The 17,008-nt window shown below is 36.9% G+C and carries 18 protein-coding genes and 1 riboswitch; of the genes, 14 read left to right on the top strand and 4 right to left on the bottom strand.

The window, feature by feature from the left end; translation table 11 throughout:
* Nucleotides 1-116: 116 nt before the first annotated feature.
* The 3 genes from KKW16_RS04310 to KKW16_RS04300 form a co-directional block, all read right to left on the bottom strand.
* Nucleotides 117-452: a MaoP family protein gene (locus KKW16_RS04310; RefSeq protein ID WP_065265340.1), complete on the bottom strand. Its 336-nt coding sequence runs from the start codon at nt 450-452 to the stop codon at nt 117-119.
* Between the two features lie 61 nt (nt 453-513).
* Nucleotides 514-1,131, bottom strand: a complete 618-nt coding sequence (gene dsbA / locus KKW16_RS04305; protein ID WP_215767932.1) for a thiol:disulfide interchange protein DsbA — start codon at nt 1,129-1,131, stop codon at nt 514-516.
* Nucleotides 1,132-1,143: 12 nt separating this feature from the next.
* On the bottom strand, nt 1,144-1,410 hold the full coding sequence (locus tag KKW16_RS04300; RefSeq protein WP_065265338.1) for a YihD family protein: 267 nt from the start codon (nt 1,408-1,410) through the stop codon (nt 1,144-1,146).
* A 64-nt stretch (nt 1,411-1,474) separates the two neighbouring features.
* Here KKW16_RS04300 and mobA point away from each other — a divergent pair, with 64 nt between their 5' ends.
* From mobA to KKW16_RS04240, 12 genes are all read left to right on the top strand, one after another.
* Nucleotides 1,475-2,071 carry a molybdenum cofactor guanylyltransferase MobA gene (mobA, locus tag KKW16_RS04295; RefSeq protein WP_065265337.1) on the top strand — a complete coding sequence of 199 codons (597 nt, stop codon included), beginning with the start codon at nt 1,475-1,477 and terminating at the stop codon, nt 2,069-2,071.
* Between the two features lie 2 nt (nt 2,072-2,073).
* Nucleotides 2,074-3,873: an ATP-binding protein gene (locus tag KKW16_RS04290; protein WP_065265336.1), complete on the top strand. Its 1,800-nt coding sequence runs from the start codon at nt 2,074-2,076 to the stop codon at nt 3,871-3,873.
* Nucleotides 3,874-4,024: 151 nt separating this feature from the next.
* Nucleotides 4,025-5,464 carry an alanine/glycine:cation symporter family protein gene (locus tag KKW16_RS04285; RefSeq protein ID WP_065265335.1) on the top strand — a complete coding sequence of 480 codons (1,440 nt, stop codon included), beginning with the start codon at nt 4,025-4,027 and terminating at the stop codon, nt 5,462-5,464.
* A gap of 75 nt (nt 5,465-5,539) precedes the next feature.
* Nucleotides 5,540-5,584: riboswitch (PreQ1 riboswitch) on the top strand.
* A 1-nt stretch (nt 5,585) separates the two neighbouring features.
* Nucleotides 5,586-6,269 (top strand): 7-cyano-7-deazaguanine synthase QueC, encoded by a 684-nt coding sequence (gene queC, locus KKW16_RS04280; protein WP_065265334.1) that lies wholly within the window; start codon nt 5,586-5,588, stop codon nt 6,267-6,269.
* Complete coding sequence (queD, locus tag KKW16_RS04275) at nt 6,262-6,687, top strand: 6-carboxytetrahydropterin synthase QueD (RefSeq protein WP_048952854.1); 426 nt, start codon at nt 6,262-6,264, stop codon at nt 6,685-6,687. Before queC ends, queD begins: the two co-directional genes overlap by 8 nt.
* Nucleotides 6,688-7,323, top strand: a complete 636-nt coding sequence (locus tag KKW16_RS04270; protein WP_048952855.1) for a 7-carboxy-7-deazaguanine synthase QueE — start codon at nt 6,688-6,690, stop codon at nt 7,321-7,323.
* A 175-nt stretch (nt 7,324-7,498) separates the two neighbouring features.
* Nucleotides 7,499-8,254, top strand: coding sequence for a Nif3-like dinuclear metal center hexameric protein (locus KKW16_RS04265; RefSeq protein ID WP_048952856.1), 756 nt, complete (start codon nt 7,499-7,501; stop codon nt 8,252-8,254).
* Nucleotides 8,255-8,360: 106 nt separating this feature from the next.
* Nucleotides 8,361-10,541 carry a DNA helicase II gene (uvrD, locus tag KKW16_RS04260; RefSeq protein WP_065265333.1) on the top strand — a complete coding sequence of 727 codons (2,181 nt, stop codon included), beginning with the start codon at nt 8,361-8,363 and terminating at the stop codon, nt 10,539-10,541.
* 88 nt (nt 10,542-10,629) lie between these two features.
* The gene (locus KKW16_RS04255; protein ID WP_048952858.1) at nt 10,630-11,631 is read left to right on the top strand and encodes an ABC transporter permease subunit; all 1,002 of its coding nucleotides are present in this window, start codon (nt 10,630-10,632) and stop codon (nt 11,629-11,631) included.
* 14 nt (nt 11,632-11,645) lie between these two features.
* Nucleotides 11,646-12,533, top strand: a complete 888-nt coding sequence (locus KKW16_RS04250; protein ID WP_048952859.1) for an ABC transporter permease subunit — start codon at nt 11,646-11,648, stop codon at nt 12,531-12,533.
* A gap of 9 nt (nt 12,534-12,542) precedes the next feature.
* The gene (gene dppD, locus KKW16_RS04245) at nt 12,543-13,535 is read left to right on the top strand and encodes a dipeptide ABC transporter ATP-binding protein (protein WP_048952860.1); all 993 of its coding nucleotides are present in this window, start codon (nt 12,543-12,545) and stop codon (nt 13,533-13,535) included.
* A gap of 2 nt (nt 13,536-13,537) precedes the next feature.
* Complete coding sequence (locus KKW16_RS04240) at nt 13,538-14,521, top strand: peptide ABC transporter ATP-binding protein (protein ID WP_048952861.1); 984 nt, start codon at nt 13,538-13,540, stop codon at nt 14,519-14,521.
* 28 nt (nt 14,522-14,549) lie between these two features.
* Here KKW16_RS04240 and KKW16_RS04235 read toward each other — a convergent pair whose 3' ends face one another.
* Entirely contained in the window at nt 14,550-15,356 is an 807-nt protein-coding gene (locus tag KKW16_RS04235; protein WP_048952862.1) for a DNA ligase, read from the bottom strand.
* Between the two features lie 207 nt (nt 15,357-15,563).
* Here KKW16_RS04235 and lpcA point away from each other — a divergent pair, with 207 nt between their 5' ends.
* On the top strand, nt 15,564-16,148 hold the full coding sequence (gene lpcA / locus KKW16_RS04230; RefSeq protein WP_065265332.1) for a D-sedoheptulose 7-phosphate isomerase: 585 nt from the start codon (nt 15,564-15,566) through the stop codon (nt 16,146-16,148).
* A 125-nt stretch (nt 16,149-16,273) separates the two neighbouring features.
* Nucleotides 16,274-17,005, top strand: coding sequence for an arginine ABC transporter ATP-binding protein ArtP (artP, locus tag KKW16_RS04225; RefSeq protein WP_048952863.1), 732 nt, complete (start codon nt 16,274-16,276; stop codon nt 17,003-17,005).
* Nucleotides 17,006-17,008: the final 3 nt, after the last annotated feature.

Genomic DNA, 17,008 nt, shown 5'->3' with positions numbered 1-17,008 from the left:
AGATGAATCGTTCATACAAAGATAGGAGAATAAAGTTATCAGCCGTGAATTACGCCTGATTTAACAAGCTATTCAAAAACAAAAGGCAGACTTCCGCCTGCCTTATTTAACATATCTTATTCGCCGGAATAATCTTCACCGCCAGAGGCAGCCTCACTCACATCACCAGATAAGGTGTAAACACGTTTTTTAGTGTTAATACGAGTACGATATTTATTCCAAGTTTTTTCAAAGAAAGTCTCTGCTGCGCGCTCACCACGGCAAAACGCGACGAAATCTTTTTCTTCTTTAGTCGCTGGCTCACGTTCCCCTAAGTCCAATGTTTTGAACGCTTGGCCATATTGCTCAAGCACCTGTGATTCTTTGATTGTGTAATCACCGTGACGGGAAAAACCACGTGGGTAGTTTTTGTCGTCAAAGAAACGACGCGTTACGCTAAAACTTGCAGCCATAATATTCTCTCTTCTTTCATTAATATTTACAAAATAGGGCAGGCATTAAACCAATTTTTCGTTATTTTTGCAATAAACCTTTTACGGTTTGCACATAATCTTTCACGAAATCATCGTAATTTAAACCTTCAGGGTTTACGCGGAATTTACCATTGACATAAAAATCAGGTACGCCATGCACTTTAAATTGTTCTGCTGCATTTACTTGTTTATTAACTAAACCATTTACTGCAAAACTATTAATGCCACCATCAAATTGCTCGGTAGTTACACCATTTGATAAGAAAATAGCTCGAATATCATCCATTGATTTCAAGGCATCCTTTTGAGCCGCTTCAAATAATGGTGCCTTTACTTTGCTTTCAGCACCTAATGCCATTGCTAACGCCCAAGCACGAGTTAAGTTTTCAGACTGGCGACCTAAGAAATTCACATGATATTGTTTAAATTTCACGTCTTTTGGTAAAGCATCTGCGACTTGTTGTGGAATTTTGTATTCCATTTCAAAGGCGTAACAATGCGGACAGTAGAATGAAAAAAATTCAATCACTTCTTTTTGCTGTGAAGCCTGTTGACTCACTTGAACATATTGTTTGCCTTCTTGTAAATCTGCAGCAAAACTATTTACAGACATAAGCGCGCTGATACCTAAACCTAACGCAAGTAATACTTTTTTCATTTGCTTTCCTTCTTATTTAATGATACCGCGAGCACGGAGCAATGCGGTTTTAAAATCTTCTTCGTAATCTTTTTTGAGACCAGGAATTGGCTCATGTTTATCTGTACCATCCATTTTTAACTGATAAATAATCACTTCATCAGTTAATTCATTTAATGGCTTTTGGAAACCTGATTCATCGGCAATTTTTTGCAAAATTTCCATTAAGCTCAAGTCTGGGTCTTTAGACCAATAAGGCTGTAAAAGTTCCAAAACTTCATTTAAACGTTTACATTTCATTGCTATTTCCTTTTTAATCGTAAAAAATAGGCAAATGATACTTGAAATAACGATAGATTAAAATATGACAATCACAATAAGCGCGGTAATTTTGGCTGGTGGCAAAGCACGCAGAATGGGTGGGCAAGATAAGGGATTACAGATTTTAGGTAAACAATCTTTAATTCAACATGTTATTCATCGCTTGCAACCACAAGTTCATGATATTTCGATTAATGCTAACCGAAGTCAAACAGAATATGCGAAATTTGGCTTTCTTGTTTTTTCCGATGAACTACCCGATTTTCAAGGTCCATTGAGCGGCATGCTAACAGCCCTAGAAAAGACAAAAAGTGACTTTGTCCTTTTTACACCTTGCGATACGCCTTTTTTCCCTATGAATCTTTTAGATAAACTCAAAAGTGCGGTTAAAAATGACCGCACTTTAATTGCTTATGCTTGCGATGAAGAACGTGAACACCCCGTTTTTTGTTTGATATCTGTTCAGCTAAAAGAAAAATTACGACACTATTTAGCATCGGGTGAACGACGTCTTTTACAGTTTATGAAAGAAAATGATGGAATTTCAGTAAAATTTACGAAAGAAGAAGGGCATTTCGAGAATTTTAATACATTGGATGATTTAGATTCTTATAGTTCGGATGATTTTAAAGAGGGCTAATAATGAAAAATATAAAGCATTTTGCACAGCGTTACGTTGATTGGGTCATTCGTTTAGGACGAATTCGTTTTTCTTTATTAGGCGTAACGATTTTGGCTATTTTTGCACTATGTACCCAAATTTTATTTAGTTTTTTTATTGTGCATACTATCTCTTGGGGCGATATTATTCGATCAGTTACATTTGGATTGCTCACTGCACCTTTTGTGATTTATTTTTTTACGTTGCTTGTTGAAAGATTGGAACGTTCACGTTTAGAGCTATCTTGTTCTGTTAATCGATTAGAAAAGGAAGTGAATGAGCGAATCATTGCTCAGCAAAAACTTTCCGATGCGCTAGAAAAATTAGAAAAACATAATAGAGATAAAAGCACTTTACTTGCTACTATTAGTCATGAGTTGCGTACACCATTAAATGGTATTGTGGGTTTAAGCCAAATTTTACTTGATGATAAATTAGATGATAAACAACGCAATTATTTGAAAACGATCAACATAAGTGCGGTAAGCTTAGGGTATATTTTTAGTGATATTATTGATTTAGAGAAAATTGATGCAAGCCGGATAGAGTTAAATCTACAACCAACAGATTTTCCTGCATTATTGAATGATATTTATAATTTCGCTAGTTTTTTAGCAAAGCAAAAACATCTTACCTTTCATTTGATTACAGAGCCAGGTTTACCTAATTATTTAACCTTAGATCGTGTTCGTTTAAGCCAAATTTTATGGAATTTAATTAGTAATGCGGTGAAATTTACTGATCATGGGGAAATTACATTAAAAGTAAGTCGGGAGAAAGATTATTATTATTTTAATGTGATTGATACAGGAATGGGGATCGCACCAAAAGAGCAGTCTCGTATTTTTGAACTTTATTACCAAGTAAAAGAGAGTCGTCAGCAAAGTGCGGGCAGTGGTATTGGGTTAGCAATATCTAAAAATCTTGCTAGATTGATGCAGGGGGATTTGAGAGTTGAAAGTGAATTAGGAAAGGGATCAACATTCTATTTATCTATTCAGGCAGAAGAAACGCAAATTAACACAATTAATCATCAAGTTATTCCTCATTTACATATTCTTTTAGTTGAAGATGTTGAACTCAATGTTATTGTTGCAAAAACAATTTTAGAGAAGTTGGGGCATCGGGTAGATGTGGCGATAAATGGTCAGCAAGCCATCGCGCTATTTGAAAAAAACTCCTATGATTTACTATTGCTTGATATTAAATTGCCAGATATGACGGGGTTTGATATTGCGCAATATTTACGAAAAAATTATGAAGAAGGGATTTATGATTTTTTACCACCGATGATCGCATTCACGGCTAATGTGATGCATAGTGAGAAAGACTATCTTGAAATGGGGATGGATGGCGTATTGCGTAAACCTATTTTAATTAAAGACTTACAGCATTGTCTGCAATACTTTTTCTCAGATGAATCTCATCCTATTGTAAAAATACAAGAAAATGATAATACAGAAGTATTTGATTTGGATCTCATTGAAACTTTAGGTAAAGCACAAGTTTTGGCTAATTTAGATATTTTTAAACAAGTAATGCCCACCTATTTGTCTAAACTATCAGTTAATAATTTAAAAGAAACGGAATCCTTTGCTCATAAAATTAAAGGAGCCACAGCATCGGTAGGACTCATTCAATTACATAAGTTGGCTGAAGATTTAGAAAAGGCAGCTCAGGTTTCTAATAAGATTATTATTGAGAAATGGATTGAATTAATGAATAAGAACTGGAAAGATGAGGTGAATAGTTTAATTCAATTTTTAAATTATAAACGTTAACTTCAATTTTAATTTTTGAAAACATCTAAAATATTTCTCATTTATTAGATTTTTTCTTTGTTATTGCTGTTTTTTTGTTGAGTCGATTAAAAATTATCGAAATTATACCTTGAATTCATATAATTAGATTTTTACTTTTTGAGGGTGTTTTATGGAGTTTGAATTTTCTAAAATTTTGGAACAAGCATTAAGTTGGATTGTTTCACACATTGATGCTCCTTTATGGGATATCACTATTATTATTTTATTAGGTACCGGATTGTTTTTTACTATAACAACTGGATTTGTACAGTTTCGCCTTTTCCCAGCAAGCATTCGAGAAATGTGGTTTGGTAGAGCAACCGAGGGGAATTCTCTTACACCATTTCAAGCCTTTGCTACAGGATTAGCTAGCCGTGTAGGAGTAGGCAATATTGGTGGGGTAGCAACGGCTATTGCATTGGGTGGAGAAGGTGCTGTATTCTGGATGTGGGTGACTGCATTTATTGGTATGTCAAGTGCTTTTGCTGAATCAACCTTGGCACAATTATTTAAAGTTCAAGATAAAGATGGATCATTTCGCGGTGGCCCCGCATACTACATTATTCAAGGATTACAATCACGTTGCATGGCAGTCTCATTTGCCGTGGCATTAATTTTTACCTTTGGTTTTGCATTTAATTCTGTTCAGGCTAATTCTATTGTTGAAGCAACTCAAAATGCTTGGAATTGGCAAGGTGAATACGTTGGTCTTGCATTAGTGATTTTAACTGCGCTTATTATTTTTGGTGGAATTAAGCGTATTGCAGTAATTTCAAGTAGCTTAGTCCCAATGATGGCACTTTTTTATCTCATTATGGCAGTGATTATTTTGGGAATGCATACAGAAATGATTCCTCGTGTTTTAAGTAATATTATTAAAAGTGCATTTAATTTTGATGCTGCAGCAGGAGGCATGTTTGGAGCATTAGTGTCAAAAGCTATGATGATGGGGATTAAACGTGGGTTATTTTCGAACGAAGCAGGAATGGGATCGGCACCAAATGCTGCAGCCGCAGCCCATGTAAAACACCCAGTTAGTCAAGGATTAGTTCAAATGCTGGGAGTGTTTGTTGATACCATGATTGTTTGTACTTGTACGGCAATTATTATTTTGCTTTCCAATAATTATGGTAATGAAACACTAAAAAGTATTTCTCTTACGCAAACTGCATTACAATATCATGTCGGTGAATTTGGCGTGCATTTTCTTGCTTTTATTTTATTGTTATTTGCTTATTCTTCCATTATTGGGAACTATGCCTATGCGGAGAGTAATATTCGTTTTATTAAGAATAAACCTTGGTTTATTTTTTTATTCCGATTAATGGTGCTATTTTTTGTTTATTTTGGTGCAGTACGATCAGGAAATGTTGTTTGGAGTTTTGCGGATACTGTGATGGCGGTTATGGCTATTATTAATTTAGTGGCTATTTTAATGCTTTCTCCTATTGTATGGAAATTAATGAAAGACTATCAACGCCAACTTAGATCTGGAAAAACACCTGAATTTAATATCAGTGATTATCCAGAGTTAAGTAAGAGAGTATTAGATTATCGTATTTGGAAGTAAATATTTAAATGGCTACTCAATTAGGTAGCCATTTTTATTGTAAAAGATCTTATTTAGCACTAGAATGCACGCCCTCAATTCGTAGTTCGCAAACCTCCTACATAAAAAAACTAGGTAAAATATGAATATTTCCAATCCAAATTATAATCGTAAAGCGATTGTTATCTTTTCTGGTGGGCAAGACTCCACTACCTGTTTGTTTCAAGCTATTGCTGAATATGGCAAAGAAAATGTTGAAACTATTACATTTCAGTATGGACAACGTCATTCAATTGAATTAGAAAAAGCAAAATGGATTGTACAAGATTTAGGTGTGAAACAAACATTTATTGATACTTCTGTTATTAAAGCCATCACTCACAATGCTTTAATGGATGAGAACGTGCATATTGAACAAAAAGACAATAAATTACCCAATACTTTTGTTGACGGCCGTAACGCATTGTTTTTGCTTTATGCTGCAATTTATGCCAAGGGACAGGGTATTCAGGATATTATTACCGGTGTTTGTGAAACGGATTTTAGTGGTTATCCCGATTGTCGAGACGTGTTTATAAAGTCTATGAATGTCACATTAAATCTTGCAATGGATTATCAATTTAACATCAAAACGCCATTAATGTATCTCACCAAAGCACAGACTTGGCAACTTGCTGATGAGTTAGGAGTGCTAGACTATGTGCGTAACTATACTCATACTTGTTATGAAGGTGTAGATGGAGGATGTAGTCAATGCCCAAGTTGTATTTTACGCGATAAAGGTCTGAAGGAGTATTTGGCTCAGAAAGGTGGAAAAAATGTTTAAAATATCCAAAGAATTTAGCTTTGATATGGCACATTTATTAGATGGGCATGACGGGAAATGTCAAAATTTACATGGGCACACATATAAATTACAAGTTGAAATTTCGGGTGATTTATATGAGTCTGGTGCAAAAAAAGCAATGGTTATTGATTTTTCAGATCTAAAGTCTATTGTGAAAAAAACTATTTTAGATCCGATGGATCATGCATTCATTTATGATCAAACCAGTGAGCGAGAAAGCCAAATTGCCGCGCTATTGCAAAAGTTAAACTCAAAAACGTTTGGTGTTCCTTTTAGAACGACGGCAGAAGAAATGGCTCGTTTTATTTTTAATCGTTTAAAACATGATGAACAACTGGCTATATCAGCCATTCGTTTATGGGAAACCCCAACTTCGTTTTGTGAGTATCAGGAGTAAGTGTCGGTGGAAAAATATCATAATTTTGAACCGCACTTTAATATAGTTGAGATTTTTGAAAGTCTACAAGGAGAAGGGTTCAATACGGGAATGCCAAGTATTTTTGTACGATTTGGTAAATGTAATCTGGACTGTCCTTGGTGTGATACACCTTATAATGATTTTAAACGCTGGTCTGTATCACAGATTTTGGAAAAAGTGCGGTCCTTTCCATCAAAGAATATTATCATCACTGGTGGTGAGCCAACAATTGTGCCAAAAATTGAATATTTACTTGAGCAATTTAAAGCAGATGGCTATTTTCTTGCAATTGAAACTAATGGTCTAAAGACAGTTCCTGCTCAAATAGATTATATTGCGACGAGTCCTAAGAGCCTTTATGCGCATAAGTATGAAAAGCGCTGTATTCCATTTGCAAATGAAGTACGTATTGTCATGGATGGTAATATATCATCATTTTGTGAATTGATTGAGAAAAAAATAAAAGCAGAGAATTACTATCTTTCACCTTGTGAAATTGCGGGGGAAATGAATTTACTTGAGACTATCACTTTACTTGGTCAGTTGAATCAACGCCCAAATAAACCTAAATGGCAGCTAAGTTTACAAACACATAAATTGATTGGTATTGAGTAATAGAAAGAAATATTATTTTTTTATTGATCGATATATAATTTAGTATATAATGATTCCTGTTTTAGGATAGTAATCATAATCAAACCTGGCTAGCACACTTCCCCCACTCCTTTGTGCTAGCCATTTTTTTTGGAATTTTGTACCATATCTTATCTTTTTCCTATTTATATTAATTATGAATAACATTGAACTTGAGCAACTTCTTAACCTAAAACTTAATTCTGAAAAAATCACTGACTATGCGCCAAATGGTTTGCAAGTAGAAGGCAAAGTAAATGTTCATAAAATCATTACAGGAGTTACAGCAAGTCAAGCATTGATTAATTATGCCATTGAGCAAGATGCTGATGCTATTATTGTTCATCATGGCTATTTTTGGAAAAGTGAAAATCCTTGTATTCGAGGAATGAAAGGTAAACGAATAAAAAGTTTGCTTGTGAATGATATAAATTTATATAGCTATCATTTACCATTAGATATTCATTCTGAATTAGGAAATAACGCCCAGTTAGCAGAATTACTTGGTATTGAACAGTTACACCCACTAGAAAAGTCGCCGATGAGCATTCCTGTTTGGGGGGAATTGCGATCCCCTATGACGGGAGAAGAATTTGCAGAGAAAATAGAAAAAGTTTTGAATAGAAAGCCATTAATTTGTATTGAAAATGGTCCGTGCCTGATTCGAAAAGTAGGAATTTGTACAGGAGGAGGACAAGGTTATATTGATCTTGCTGCTGCGCAAGGCTGTGATGCATTTGTTACAGGTGAGGTATCTGAGCAAACTATTCATTCTGCACGTGAACAGGGCATTCATTTTTTTGCTGCTGGTCATCACGCAACAGAACGCTATGGTATAAAAATATTAGGAGAATGGCTTTCTAAAGCATATGGTTTTGATGTTGAGTTTAAGGATATAGATAATCCTGCTTAATATTATTCGAAAATGTTTTACCCTACTTTTGATATACCTACAAATCTTATTGTTTCAAAAGAGAAATAGGATTATAATAACTGTAAATTTGAACAGTTTAATTGTTATGGATATTTCTGAATTACTTGACGGACTTAACGATAAACAACGCGAAGCCGTAGCTGCTCCTCTTGGTAATCACTTAGTGCTAGCAGGTGCAGGCTCTGGCAAAACGCGTGTATTGACACACCGTATCGCTTGGTTAATTGCGGTAGAAAATATTTCTGAAGGCAGCATTATGGCAGTAACGTTTACCAATAAAGCAGCAGCAGAAATGCGTCATCGTATTCAAGCTACCCTTGCTAAACACGCACAACATCAATTATTTGGTATGTGGATTGGCACCTTTCACAGCATTGCCCATCGTTTATTGCGAGCTCATCATTTAGATGTAGGATTGCCACAAGATTTCCAAATTTTGGATTCAGAAGATCAACTTCGTTTAATTAAACGGTTATTAAAATTACATAATTTTGATGAGAAAGCTTTTCCGCCGAAACAGGCTTGTTGGTACATCAATAACAAAAAAGATGAAGGCTTGCGACCAAACGACATTGAATATTTTAATGATCGTCAAGAGCGTGAATGGATTAAAATTTATAAGATCTATCAAGACACTTGCGATCGTGCAGGATTGGTCGATTTTGCTGAATTATTAATTCGGGCCTATGAATTATTTGAGAAAAAACCATTAATTCTGCAACGTTATCAACAACGTTTTCAGCATATTTTGGTGGATGAATTTCAAGACACCAATAAAATTCAATATAAGTGGATTAAAATTCTTGCTGGAGAAACGGGCAAAGTCATGATAGTAGGCGATGACGATCAATCTATATACGGTTGGCGTGGCGCACAAATCGAAAATATTCAAAAATTCTTGAAAGATTTCAAAGCCGAAACAATCCGCCTTGAACAAAACTATCGTTCTACCGCCAATATCCTAAACAGCGCAAATGAATTAATTGCAAACAATACTGATCGTCTTGGTAAAAATTTATGGACAGAGGGTGAAAAAGGCGATCCTGTGGGCATCTATGCCGCCTTTAATGAATTGGACGAAGCAAAATTTGTTGCCTCACAAATTCAGGATTGGGTAGAACATGGCGGAAAACTTGATGATTGCGCTGTACTTTATCGTAGTAATAGCCAATCACGTGTTATTGAAGAAGCCTTAATTCGTTGTCAAATTCCATATCGTATTTATGGCGGTATGCGTTTCTTCGAACGTCAAGAAATTAAAGATGCTTTAGCCTATCTTCGTTTGATTAATAATCGTCAAGATGATGCAGCTTTTGAGCGTGTAATTAATACGCCAACGCGTGGCATTGGCGACCGCACTTTAGATATATTGCGCAACTTAACCCGCGAACGCCAAATTACCTTATGGCAAGCAGTACAAGTCGCAACACAAGAAAATATGTTGGCTGGGCGAGCCTCAACAGCATTATTGCGTTTCCAGGAATTAATTAATTCACTACAACTTGATACCGCAGAAATGCCGCTTTTCGCACAAACCGATTTCGTGATTAAACATTCAGGTTTATATGAAATGTATAAACAAGAAAAAGGTGAAAAAGGCGAAGTGCGGATTGAAAACTTGGAAGAATTAGTCACGGCAACCCGTGAATTCATCAAACCTGATGATACAGAAGATATGACGGAACTCACTGCCTTTTTAACTCACGCCTCTTTAGAAGCGGGTGAAGAACAAGCCTCGCCACATCAATCTTGTGTAGAAATGATGACGTTGCACTCTGCGAAAGGTCTAGAATTTCCTCGTGTATTTATGGTTGGCGTAGAAGAAGGTTTATTCCCAAGTTTCCGTTCTTTTGAAGAACCGGGACGTTTAGAAGAAGAACGTCGTTTAGCTTATGTCGGCATTACTCGCGCGAAGAAAAAACTAACAATCTCTTATGCGGAAAGCCGTCGGTTATATGCAAAAGAAGAACGCCATTTACCATCACGGTTTATCGCCGAATTACCGAGAGAATGTATCCAAGAAATTCGTTTACGAGGAACTGTCACGCGCGCAATGAATCTAGCAAAAGTCGGTTCATTGTCCAATACCAGTGCGGTCGAAAATGAATGGAAAATGGGTCAAAAAGTCAAACATGAAAAATTCGGTTTTGGCACAGTCATTAACGTCGAAGGATCAGATAACAATACTCGCCTCCAAATTGCCTTCCAAGCGCAAGGCATTAAATGGCTCATTGCACATTTGGCAAAACTGGAAAAAGTGCGGTAGAATCCAGGAGAGTTTTACTTCTACCGATTAATTTCTTTGAAAAGTGCGGTGAATTTTAACTGCACTTTTTTTGTATTTGAGTGATTGAATGTTTAAATTTTTCTTCAAGCGTATCTTAATGGTAATTCCAACCTTTATTGCCATCACTTTTATCACTTTTGCCCTTGTGCATTTTATTCCTGGCGATCCAGTTGAAATAATGATGGGTGAACGTGGCTTAACACCTGAAATACATCAACAAATGATGCATCAATTAGGATTAGATCTTCCTTTGCATGAACAATATTTTCATTATATTGCTAAAGTGCTACAAGGTGATTTTGGGGCATCATTCCGCACTCAACAACCTGTTCTTACTGAATTCTTTACACTTTTCCCTGCCACAGCTGAATTAGCATTTTTTGCGTTATTTTGGTCGTTATTAGGCGGAGTGATTTTAGGCACGATTGCAGCAGTAAAAAAAGAGAGTTGGATATCTCACACGGTTACAGCTGCATCGCTCACAGGTTATTCTATGCCAATTTTCTGGTGGGGATTGATTTTAATTTTATATGTTTCACCACAACTCGGTTTACCGCAAGGCGGACGTTTAGATAATGAATTTTGGATCGATACACCAACAGGATTTATGCTCATTGACAGCTGGCTTTCTGGTATGCCTGGAGCCTTCGAAAATGCGGTTAAATCCTTAATTCTTCCAGCAATCGTCCTAGGCACAGTTCCTCTCGCTATTATTACTCGTATGACCCGATCTGCGATGTTGGAAGTGTTAGGTGAAGATTACATTCGCACGGCAAAAGCAAAAGGCCTAAGTTATACTCGAATCGTCATTGTGCATGCATTACGTAATGCGTTAATTCCTGTTGTCACTGTGGTCGGATTAATCGTTGGTCAATTGCTTTCTGGTGCCGTACTGACAGAAACCATTTTTTCATGGCCGGGAATTGGAAAATGGATTATTGATGCTATTCAAGCACGTGATTATCCAGTATTACAAGGTTCTGTACTGATTATTGCGACGATTATTATTGTGGTGAATTTAACCGTCGATTTACTTTACGGCGTGGTCAATCCGCGTATCCGTCATTAATTGTAGGAGAAATTATGTCTGACACGCATTCAACTTTCGCGCCGAAAACGCCCTTACAAGAATTTTGGTTTTACTTCAAACAAAACCGAGGCGCGCTAATCGGTTTAACCTTTATTGTGATTGTTGCCTTAATCAGCATTTTCTCGCCTTATATTGCGCCTTTTGATCCAACAGAACAAAATCGTACCGCACTTTTACTGCCTCCGACGTGGTATGAAGGCAGCAATCCTGCCTATTTACTCGGCACAGATGACATTGGGCGAGATATCCTTTCTCGCATCATTTACGGAACGCGAATTTCCGTCTTTGCGGGATTTGTCATTGTATTGCTATCTTGTGCCTTTGGTACCAGCCTTGGCTTGATTTCTGGTTATTATGGCGGCGTGCTAGATACAATTATTATTCGCCTAATTGATATTATGCTAGCGATTCCAAACTTACTCTTGACGATTGTAGTCGTCTCTATTTTAGAGCCATCACTCGCCAATGCCACTTTAGCGATCGCTGTTGTATCGATTCCTAGCTATGTTCGTTTAACTCGAGCAGCGGTGATGAATGAAAAAAATCGTGATTATGTCACCTCCTCTAAAGTCGCTGGCGCAGGTGTTCTTCGCCTCATGTTTATTGTGATTTTACCAAACTGTTTAGCGCCCTTGATTGTGCAAATGACAATGGGCATTTCCAACGCTATCTTAGAGCTTGCAACACTTGGTTTCTTAGGCATTGGTGCAAAACCACCAACACCTGAGCTTGGCGCAATGCTTTCTGAAGCACGTGGTTTTATGCAAGCGGCAAACTGGTTGGTTACAATTCCTGGCTTAGTTATTTTATCTTTAGTTCTCGCCTTTAACTTAATGGGTGATGGCTTGCGCGATGCACTTGATCCAAAACTCAAACAATAGGAAAACAGAATGCCATTATTAGACGTAAAAGAACTTTCTGTTCACTTTGGCGATAAAAATACGCCATTTAAAGCAGTGGATCGCATCAACTATCAAGTCGCACAAGGTGAAGTGCTTGGCATTGTGGGAGAATCGGGGTCAGGTAAATCTGTGAGTTCTCTCGCAATTATGGGGCTAATTGATCATCCAGGACGTGTATCTGCAGAATCCTTGCAATTTGAAAACACAAATTTACTCACTTTAGAGAGTAAAGCTAAACGCCAGCTTATTGGTGCTGATGTAGCAATGATTTTCCAAGATCCGATGACAAGCTTGAATCCAGCTTATACTGTCGGTTTCCAAATTATGGAGGCGTTAAAAACTCATGAAGGCGGTACAAAAAAGGCAAGAAAAGACCGCACTTTAGAGCTTTTAAGATTGGTCGGTATCCCAGATCCTGAATCTCGGATTGATATTTATCCCCATCAGCTTTCTGGCGGAATGAGCCAGCGTGTAATGATTGCGATGGCAATTGCTTGCAGACCTAAATTATTGATTGCTGACGAGCCAACTACTGCATTGGACGTAACCATTCAAGCACAAATTATGGAGCTCTTACTCGAATTGCAGAAAAAAGAATGCATGTCGCTGATTTTGATTACCCATGATCTTGCGCTTGTTGCTGAAGCTGCAGATCGAATTATCGTGATGTATTCAGGACAAATCGTTGAAGAAGGCACCGCAAAAGATATTTTCCGCGAGCCAAAACACCCTTACACTCAAGCCTTATTACGTTCATTACCTGAATTCGCAGAAGGAAAATCTCGCTTAGAGTCATTACAAGGTGTGGTACCTGGAAAATACGATCGCCCAACAGGCTGCTTATTAAATCCTCGCTGTCCTTATGCAACCGAATACTGTCGCCAAGTCGAACCTCAATTGCACCATATCGGTTCGCGTAAAGTAAAATGCCATACTCCGCTGAACGAACAAGGCAATCCTGTTGAATATCAAGGAGCTTAATAATGACGAATGAAGGAAAAGAAAATACGCCATTATTAAATGCGATTGGCTTAAAAAAATATTACCCTGTAAAAAAAGGCTTGTTTGCAAAACCACAGCAAGTAAAAGCGTTAGATGGTGTCTCTTTTCAGCTTGAACGAGGTAAAACTTTAGCTGTCGTGGGAGAATCCGGTTGTGGTAAATCAACGCTAGGGCGTTTATTGACAATGATTGAAGAACCCAGCGAAGGCGAATTGTATTATAAAGGGCATAATTTTTTAGAAAATGCTCATGAAACAAAGGCTCTACGTCGTAAAAAAATTCAAATAGTTTTCCAAAATCCTTATGCGTCATTAAATCCACGCAAAAAAATTGGTTCAATTTTGGAAGAACCATTGATCATCAATACAAAACTTTCTGCCAAAGAACGTCGAGAAAAAGTTTTATCAATGATGGAAAAAGTGGGGTTGCGCGCTGAATTTTATGATCGTTATCCTCATATGTTTTCAGGCGGACAACGCCAGCGTATCGCCATTGCTCGTGGTTTAATGTTAGATCCCGATGTTGTTGTTGCCGATGAACCTGTTTCTGCATTAGATGTTTCCGTGCGTGCGCAAGTACTGAATTTAATGATGGATTTACAAGATGAATTAGGCTTGTCTTACGTTTTCATTTCGCACGATCTTTCCGTGGTAGAGCATATCGCCGATGAAGTGATGGTGATGTATCTAGGTCGTTGTGTTGAAAAAGGAACAAAAGAACAAATCTTCTCTAATCCTCAACATCCTTATACCAAAGCGTTACTTTCAGCGACCCCACGTTTGTCACCAAACTTGCGCCGTGAACGTATAAAGTTGACGGGTGAATTGCCAAGCCCGATTAATCCGCCAAAAGGCTGTGCATTTAATCCTCGTTGTTGGAAAGCAACAGAAAAATGCCGTGAAAATCAACCGCACTTGGAGCAACATATTGATGGCAAATTAATCGCTTGTTTCCATATTGATTAAATTTATTTTGTCAGACTGATAAATAGGCTCATTTTTTCTCTCGCCAATAGGTTGCAAATCGAGGTTTTCCACTATTCGTAAGGCCTCGATATTTATAAGTAATCATTGTTCCAATTGGAGGAGGATTTTCTCGTTCGTTTAAATTAAAACCCGAACCAATTTTAAATTCTCCCCGATGATTTTTACAAGTTAAAGCACCCATCACATTTTCAAATTGTCCTTTGCCTTTATGATGTGCAATGACCGTACATTCTTCATCTTGAGCCGTTTTTAATTTTAAAATTCGATGGCTACGTTTTCGTTCATAAGGTGCATAAGGATCTCGAACAACGACGCCTTCCCCCTTCAAAGACTCGATTTGACTAAGAAACTCATATAAATGCGCTTTATCTCTCACTGGGATTTGTTCAATAATTTCAATGTAAGTTGTTGGATGTTCAAGTAAATACGCTTTCAATTTAGCTAAACGATCAAATAAATTGCCTTCTGCATCAGGCACATCAAAAACATACAATTTCAGTTTTTCCCAACCATCGCCTTTAAAAGATTTTGTGATTGATGAAATTTCTTCAAAATGATTCCGCTCACTAAATAATTCACTATCAATCGCAAAAGGCGGAAAATCCTTAATGAAATAGGATGGCGGTGATAAACGTTGCCCCTGCCGGGTTAATAATTGCTTTCCATCCCAATAACCGCGTACACCATCTAATTTTTCAGACATCACCCAACCTTCTATTGGTTGATTATCGTAGGTATGAAGAAGCATTAAATCTGGGTTAGCCAAAGCGAAAGAGCTCACGAAGAAAAGTAACAAAGTGCGGTAAAATTTCATGATGTTTTTGTAAATTTAAGTGCTGGTCACTTTTCTCAGAATAAGTTTATCTAGAATAATCTAAAAGCACGCAAATTCACTATTACGATCTAAATCGCAAAAAATCATCACTTCATCGGGAAAAGATGAATTTTTATTTACTCTAGCGAAGAATGTTTATCTGCTATACAATGCCATCGAGATTTTATTCCCAACAAGGAGCAATCAATGTATTTAGAGCAAATCAAAGCAGAACTTGTGGAAGCACAAGATGTGTTAAACAAATTTATTTCTGATGAAAATAACATTAAATTAATTCAAGAAGCCGCATTATTAATTTCAAATAGCTTCAAACAAGGAGGCAAAGTGCTTTCTTGTGGTAATGGCGGTTCGCACTGTGATGCGATGCATTTTGCAGAAGAATTAACGGGTCGTTATCGTGAAAATCGTCCTGGCTACCCCGCTATTGCGATTTCAGATGTAAGTCATTTAAGCTGTGTAAGTAATGATTTTGGTTATGAATATGTCTTTTCACGCTATGTTGAAGCGGTGGGTCAAAAAGGTGATGTGTTATTCGGTTTATCAACCTCTGGCAATTCAAAAAACATTTTAAACGCCATTGAAGCTGCAAAAGCAAAAGGCATGAAAGTTATTGCGATGACAGGTAAAGACGGCGGAAAAATGGCTGGATTAGCAGATGTTGAAATCCGTGTACCACATTTCCGTTATGCAGATCGTATTCAAGAAATCCATATCAAAGTCATTCATATTTTAATGATGTTAATTGAGTTTGAAATGGCTAAAGAAGCTTAAAGTGCGGTTGATTTCAATCGAATTTCTAAAATCCCAAATTTTTTTGGGATTTTTTATTCACACCACTTGCATAATTATTCATAAAAATGTAATATTTTTTCATCTTAAAAGACGAGAAAATTGAAATGACTATTCGTGTTAAAAATCTAAATTTCTTTTACGGTTCATCTCAAGCATTATTTGATATTAATCTTGAAGCTAATGAGGGTGATACCGTTGTATTGCTTGGCCCAAGTGGCGCAGGTAAAAGCACATTGATTCGCACATTAAATTTATTAGAAGTACCAAAATCTGGCGAATTAAGTATTGCAAATAATGATTTTAATTTATCCAATGCAATGGCAAATCCCAAAGCAATCCGACAATTACGCCAAGATGTAGGAATGGTATTTCAACAATATCACCTTTGGCCGCACTTAACTGTTATTGAAAACTTAATTGAAGCGCCAATGAAAGTGCGTGGCGTAAGTGAAAATGAAGCCAAAGCAGATGCAATGGAGTTGTTAAAACGTTTACGTTTAGAACAATTTGCAGATCGCTTTCCGTTACACTTATCAGGCGGTCAGCAACAACGTGTTGCAATAGCCCGCGCACTGATGATGAAGCCACAAGTTCTACTATTTGATGAACCAACGGCTGCATTGGATCCTGAAATTACGGCACAAGTTGTAGATATTATTAAAGAATTACAAGAAACCGGCATTACTCAGGTGATTGTGACCCACGAAGTCAATGTTGCACAAAAAGTAGCAACGAAAGTAGTATATATGGAACAGGGAAAAATTGTCGAAATAGGCTCGGCAGATTGTTTTGAAAACCCGAAAACTGAACAATTTAAACAATATCTTTCTCACTAGAGA

This window comes from Haemophilus sp. SZY H8 (assembly GCF_018829755.1).
Taxonomy (GTDB): domain Bacteria; phylum Pseudomonadota; class Gammaproteobacteria; order Enterobacterales; family Pasteurellaceae; genus Haemophilus; species Haemophilus haemolyticus_K.
Note: the sequence above shows the minus strand (reverse complement) of the source record. Positions and strands in the feature narration are given on the sequence as shown.